Origin of the sequence: Streptomyces sp. CB01201 (genome assembly GCF_002803085.1) — a bacterium.
Classification (GTDB): domain Bacteria; phylum Actinomycetota; class Actinomycetes; order Streptomycetales; family Streptomycetaceae; genus Streptomyces; species Streptomyces hundungensis.
In genome coordinates, this window is record NZ_NNBJ01000012.1 from 263,833 (window position 1) to 270,424 (window position 6,592).

Here is a 6,592-nt window from a genome sequence, read left to right on the forward strand (position 1 = left end):
CTCACACTAACGCTCCTGGTTGTAGGTGTTACTGGTGTCCGACCCCGCGTTACGGCCCTGCTGGACACCGCGGCGCAGGTTGCTCAACCTGCCCCGCACGTCCTCCGGAGCGCGGGAGACCTGGGGGCCGCCCTGCGGGGTCTGCTCGGCCGCGCCCTCGACCAGATTGGCCTTGGGCACCCGCCGGGGGAGACCGGAGGGAGTGACCCCGCCGGCCTTGGGCTCACGCAGCTTCTCGGCCCGCGTCCAGCGCTCGTCGTTGGTCGAACGCCAGTCGCCTGCCGGTCCGTCCGGCGTCTCGGCCTGCTGTTCCTGCTCGGGCTCGGCCGGCCAGCTCTGCTGGCTGCCGCGCCTCGGCAGACCGGCGTCGGTCATCTCGTGGGCGGGGGCCGGGGTGGGGCCCGGACGGTCGAAGCCTACGCGGTCCGCGGCACCCGCGGGAACGCCCCGGGATTCCTCCACGGATTCCGCTTCCGGCTGGAAGGGAGCCGCGTACGGCTCCTGGTAGGTGCTCGCCCCCGGCCAATCGCCTTGCGGCGCCTGGCCGTTGTAGGGAGCCTCGTAGGGGCCCTGGTCGGCTGCGGGCTCCCGGTAGGAGCCTTCCGGATAGGCGGACTCACGGTAGCCGTCACGGGGTGCGTAGGAGTCCTGGGCGTAGCCCCCGGTGTGCTCGGGGGCGTACCCCTGGTTCTGGTACGAGCCGTCGTAGCCGGCGCCCTGCTGGGGCTCGTAGGAGCCCTCGTAGGACTGCTCCTGCGCGGGGTACTGCTGCTGGTTCTGGTAAGCGCCGTCGTACGCCGGGTTCTGCTGGGACTCGATCTCGTCCCGGAACAGCGGGCGTTCGCCGCCCTGCGCCTGGGCCTCCAGGGCCGCTCGGCGCTCCTCGCGCATCAACGACCGGTTCACCGGGTCGAGTTCACGGGGGTCGGACTGCTCGGCGTTCTCGTACCGCGAGTCGTCGAAGCCGAGTTCGGCCGCTGTGCGCATCGGCGCGGGCACGGCCTCGTAGGGCTGCTCCCGGTGCTGCTGTGCGGGGATGATCGACGAGACCGTGAAGTCGTCGCCCATCGGCGCGCTCTCGCCGCCGCCACCGTGGGTGATCGGGTCCGGGAGCATGACCAGGGACGTGGTTCCGGCCTGCTCGCCCGAGGGGCGCAGCTGGACGCGGATGCCGTGCCGGTCGGCGAGGCGGCCGACCACGAACAGGCCCATGCGCTGCGAGACGGCGGCGTCCACGGTCGGCGGGTTGGCCAGGCGGTGGTTGATGTCCGCGAAGTCCTCGGCGGTCAGGCCGATGCCCTTGTCGTGGATCTCGACCATCACACGGCCGTCGGGAAGACGGGTCGCGGTGACGCGGACCTTGGTCTGCGGCGAGGAGAACGTGGTCGCGTTCTCCAGGAGCTCGGCGAGCAGGTGCACGAGGTCGGTCACGGCCCGGCCGTGGATCTCGGCCTCCGGCACGCCCGACAGCTCGATGCGCTCGTAGGACTCCACCTCGGAGGAGGCGGCGCGCAGCACGTCGACCAGCGGGACCGGCTGGTCCCAGCGGCGGCCCGGCTCCTCGCCGGCGAGGACCAGGAGGTTCTCGCCGTTGCGGCGCATACGGGTCGCCAGGTGGTCGAGCTTGAACAGGCTCTCCAACTGGTCCGGGTCGGCCTCGTTGTTCTCCAGATCGGTGATGAGGGTCAGCTGGCCCTCGATCAGGGACTGGTTGCGGCGCGAGAGGTTGGTGAAGATCGCGTTGACGTTGCCCCGGAGCAGGGCCTGTTCGGCGGCGAGCCGGACGGCCTCGCGGTGGACCTGGTCGAAGGCCCGGGCGACCTCGCCGATCTCGTCCGTGGAGTCGATCGGGATCGCCTCGACCCGGGTGTCGACCCGGCCCGGTTCGGTGCGCGAGAGCTGGTCGACGAGCATCGGCAGGCGCTGCTCGGCCACATCGAAGGCGGCGTTGCGCAGCCGGCGCATCGAGCGGCTCATCTGGCGGGCCACGATGCCGGCCAGGATGAACGCGGCGAGCAGGGCGACCACGACGATCGCGCCGTTGACGTAGGCGGTGGTCTTGGCGTCGTCGGCGATCTGCCCGGCCTCGGTCACGGCCCGGGTCACCAGCTCGTCCTCGACCTGGCTGTAGCCGTCGAACTTGGAGGTGGCGGCGGCCGTCCAGGACTCGGGGGTGATGCCCTGGGCCTTGAGCTGCTTGAGGCTCTGGACGCTCTGGGCATCGCCGATCGCGGCGGCCATCCCGCTGTAGATCGAGCCGTCGGCGGACGGGGCCGCGCTGATGTGCGGACCGTCGTCGGCCTTCAGCTTCACGCCGGGGAAGTCCTGGGCGGCCTTCTTGGCCTTCTCCGCCATGACGTCCTTGAGATGCTTGCTGTCGGCGTCCGTACCACCCGCGTCGAACTCGCCCAGGGCGATGAACTCCAGGTAGTTGTACGAGTTGAACGCCTTGACCTGCATCTGGAAGGTCTTGGGGTCGTCGCTCGGCCGCAGCAGCAGGTGCAGGCCGATGGAACGCTGGAGCGACTCCGCCGACTTGGCGAGGTCGACCGCGTACACCATGCGGCCGTAGCTGGTGATGTTGCCGGTGCCCAGGCCGAGCTCGTTGGAGAACGTGCTCAGGTAGTGCGGGATCGCGGTGTAGCCCTCTTCGGTCAGCACCGGGTTCTTGGCCTCGACGCCCTTGGCGTACGCGGTCTTGCGCAGGTCGTCGAGGGTCTTCTCCGCCTCGTGGACCTTGGCGAGGCGGCGCTTGAGGCTGGGAGTGTCCGGCATGCCCTGGACGGCCTGGTCGAACTTGGCGCGGGCCGCGTCGGAGGTCGCGTACGCCTTGCTGACGACGTCGCTGTCGCGCTTGTTCTCCAGGAGCGGCTGAGCGGTGAGGTCACGCTCGTTGAGCAGGGCCTGGCCGTAGTCGGAGGCGGCGCGGACGATGTTCGCGACCTTCTCGGCGTTGCGGGCGTCGCGCCAGGTGGATATGGATCCGTTCACCTCGAAGCCGCCCATGACGAGGCCGACCAGAACGGGGATGAGGAGGATCGCGTTCAGCCTGGTGGCCACCCGCCAGTTGCGCGGCGAGAAGCGGCTCTTGCTGCCCGGGGCGGCCTTCTTGCCGTTGTCCGGGGCAGAGGTCTGGGGCGCGGGCTGTGCCACCGCCGTGCGCTGCGGCGGGGTGAAGTTGCCCCGCGCCTGCTGCGTCGCGGAGCTCGTCCTGCTTCGCTTCACTCGACCAACAACCTCTCGGAGCCGGCACCCGTGGGGCGTGCCGCGTGTCTTTCAGAGCCGTACTTCTCGGGGCCGTACTACTCGGGAGTTCGTCGAATTCCAGCACGTGGGACGGTCGCCATCCAAACGTCTGGAATCTCGGGTTCCGAGTGGCCAAGACCTCAGATAAAACGGGCATAAAGAGCGAGCCCCGCCAAATGACGGGGCTGTTGTGAGCGCAGTGACACCGGATGAACGCGGCGGGTTGCGGTGACACGGGAATTCTCTGTCGAAACGTTATGAACACAGGGGCGGATCGTGGCAAAGGACACAGTCCGCCCCCGTTTCGCCTACGACAACTGCCGTAGGGCGCTGCCTACTTGAGTCGTGCCATGAGGGCGTGTTCGACGAGGGTGATGAGGGCGCTCTTGGCGTCGGCGCGGTGGCGGGCGTCGGTGACGATGATGGGGGTGTCGGGTCCGATCTGGAGTGCTTCGCGTACTTCGTCGGGGGTGTAGGGCTGGTGTCCGTCGAAGCCGTTGAGGGCGATGACGAAGGGGAGTCCTGAGTTTTCGAAGTAGTCGACGGCGGGGAAGCAGTCGGCGAGGCGGCGGGTGTCGACGAGGACGACGGCGCCGATGGCGCCGCGGACGAGGTCGTCCCACATGAACCAGAAGCGGTCCTGTCCGGGGGTGCCGAACAGGTAGAGGATGAGGTCCTGGTCGAGGGTGATGCGGCCGAAGTCCATGGCCACGGTGGTGGTGGTCTTGTCTCCGGTGTGGGTCAGGTCGTCGATTCCGGCGGAGGCGGAGGTCATGACGGCTTCGGTGCGCAGGGGGTTGATCTCCGAGACCGCGCCGACGAACGTGGTCTTGCCCACGCCGAAGCCGCCCGCCACCACGATCTTCGCCGACGTGGTGGAACGGGCGGCACCGCCGCTAGAGCTTGCGAAGTCCACTGAGCACCCTCTCAAGCAGCGTTACGTCCGGCGTACCGCCGGTCTCTCCATTGCCCGGCTGGTGGATGGCCACCATGCCGGCCTCGGCCAGGTCGGCTACGAGGATCCGGGCGACCCCGAGCGGCATCTGGAGCAGCGCGGAGACCTCGGCCACCGACTTGACCTCACGGCAGAGGTGGCATATCCGCTGGTGCTCGGGAAGCAGCGTGGCAAGGTGCGCCGGGTCTGCTGTGGTACTGACCAGCGCCTCGATGGCGAGCTGGTAGCGCGGCCTGGTCCGGCCGCCGGTCATGGCGTACGGACGGACCAGCGGCTGGTCGCCTTCACCGTCGTACGCCGCGTCGTGCAGCGCGCCGTACGAATCGTGTGAGGCGGGTGGCGGGGTCATTGGTTCCTCCGGGCGGGGACAGCAAGGCATCTGCAAGCCGTCTGACAGGGCCGGTGGGGGGGAAGTGGTGCGGCCAGGACGGATGTTCTGCGTCGTGCGGGAGTCGTACGCGCCGGAGGGGGCGGCACCTCGGCTCCCGACCCCCGGCCTCGCGAGCGGCTCGGCCGGGGGATTTGCGGTCAGTGGAGCAGGCTGCCCTGGAGTTCGGCGCGCAGGTCCGGAGTGAGGACGCTGCCCGCGCGGTCGACCAGGAGGGCCATCTCGTAGCCCACCAGGCCGATGTCGCACTCCGGGTGGGCGAGCACGGCCAGGGAGGAACCGTCGGACACGGACATCAGGAAGAGGAAACCGCGCTCCATCTCGACCACGGTCTGGGCGACGCTGCCCCCCTCGAAGATCCGGGAGGCCCCGGCGGTCAGCGAGGTCAGACCGGACGCCACGGCGGCCAGCTGGTCGGCGCGGTCGCGCGGGAAACCTTCGGACATGGCGAGGAGCAGGCCGTCGGCGGAGACCACCACCGTGTGGGACACCCCTGGGGTGTTGTCCACAAAGTTGGTGATCAACCAGTTCAGGTTCTGTGCCGCCTGGCTCATCGGACTCAACTAACGCTCCTGCTGGTGAGTGGGGTCCACGTGGAAGCTGCCGGTCGAGCCGTTGTTGGCCTGCCGGCCCTGCTGGATGCCCCGGCGGAGATTGGTCAGTCGGCCGCGCACGTCATCGGGCGCCCGGGAGACCTGGGGTCCTGCCTGGTGGTTCTGCTGCTGTGCGGTGCCCGGCACCAGGTTGGCGCGCGGGACCCGCTTGGGAAGTCCGGACGTGGTCACGCCGCCGGCGGCGGGCTTGCGGGCCCGCTCGGCCTGGCGGACCAGGTCGTCGTTGGGCGAACTGCGCCAGGCGCCGCCGCCCTCGCGGACGGGGAGCCGCTCGGGGGCCGGCTGCTGGGGGTCCTGGGGTGCCTGCGGGGCACCACCCTGCTGCTGGCCGCCCTGCTGCTGGAACCAGTTGGTCTCCAGCGTGTCGTACAGCGGGGTGCGTCCGTCACCGGCGCCGGCCGGCGGCAGCGCCCACCCGTCGCCGGGCCGCCGTGCCTCGTCGAGCCGCTCCGCGGCGCCCCCGTCCTCGGGCCCCGACGGTGCGGGCAGGCTCGCGGCGGGCAGCCGCGGGGCGCCGAAGCCGTCGGCCTCGGGGCGCCGGCGCGGGGCACCGGGACCGGGACCGAAGTCCTGGACCTGCTGGGGCTGCTGCTGGTACTGCTGCGGCTGGACCGGCTGCGGCGCGGGCGGCCGCGGCGCGTTGAAGTCCGGGCGGGCGAACCCGGAGGTCGCCGCCGGGTTCTGCCGGCCGTCGGCCGCGGGCCGCCCGTACGGGTCGGTGTCCTGGCCGGGCCGTGCGAACGAGCCGGTGGCGGACGGGTCCTGCGCGGGGCGCTCGAACTGCCCGGTGCCGGACGGGTCCTGGTCCGGACGCGCGAACGAGCCGGTGTTGGAGGCCTGGTCGCCGTAGCCGTTGTAGGTGCCGGGGCGCTCGAACTGCCCGGTCGCGGCCGGGTCCTGCGCGGTCGGCGCGCCGAACACGTCGGGGCGTACGAACGTGCCGGTGCCCGAACCCTGGTCCTGCTGGGCGCCGGGCGGGGGGCCGTCGAAGTCCGGGCGCGCGAACTCGGCCGTGGCGGCCGGGCCCTGGCGGTCGTCGAGGGCGGGACGCGGGTACTGGCCGGTGTGCTGCTCCGGCTCCTCGTGGCCGCGCGGCGCGTCCAGGGCCGACGACGGGTCGGTGCCCCAGCTCGCGGCCTGCGGCCGGACCGGCTGCTGCGCCTGCGGGTTGCCGCCGGGCAGCTCGGCACGCGGGGCGCCGGGCGGCGGGGTCATCGGACGGTCACCGCGGCGGGGGGCCGCCGGGGCGCTGCCGAACGCGTTCTGCTGGCCCTGCTGCGGGGCCTGACCCTGCTGGGGGCCGCCGTTGCGGGGCGGAAGGGCCGCGCGCGGGCCCTGGCCGCCGGCGACCTGGCCGCGCGGGGCGCCCGCGCCGAGCCGACCGCCGGG

General features: G+C 71.5%; 4 protein-coding genes and 1 pseudogene. All 5 read right to left on the reverse strand.

Annotated features, from left to right (window positions below; translation table 11 throughout):
* Window positions 1-6: 6 nt before the first annotated feature.
* A complete protein-coding gene (locus tag CG740_RS25635; protein ID WP_100577620.1) occupies window positions 7-3,225 on the reverse strand; it encodes a sensor histidine kinase in 3,219 nt (1,072 codons plus the stop codon).
* A gap of 355 nt (window positions 3,226-3,580) precedes the next feature.
* Window positions 3,581-4,162 carry a GTP-binding protein gene (locus CG740_RS25640; protein ID WP_100577621.1) on the reverse strand — a complete coding sequence of 194 codons (582 nt, stop codon included), beginning with the start codon at window positions 4,160-4,162 and terminating at the stop codon, window positions 3,581-3,583.
* A complete protein-coding gene (locus CG740_RS25645) occupies window positions 4,143-4,550 on the reverse strand; it encodes a DUF742 domain-containing protein (protein ID WP_053727885.1) in 408 nt (135 codons plus the stop codon). Before CG740_RS25645 ends, CG740_RS25640 begins: the two co-directional genes overlap by 20 nt.
* A gap of 179 nt (window positions 4,551-4,729) precedes the next feature.
* Entirely contained in the window at window positions 4,730-5,143 is a 414-nt protein-coding gene (locus tag CG740_RS25650; protein WP_100577622.1) for a roadblock/LC7 domain-containing protein, read from the reverse strand.
* A gap of 9 nt (window positions 5,144-5,152) precedes the next feature.
* A pseudogene (locus tag CG740_RS25655) lies at window positions 5,153-6,592 on the reverse strand (nitrate- and nitrite sensing domain-containing protein); the annotation flags it as partial.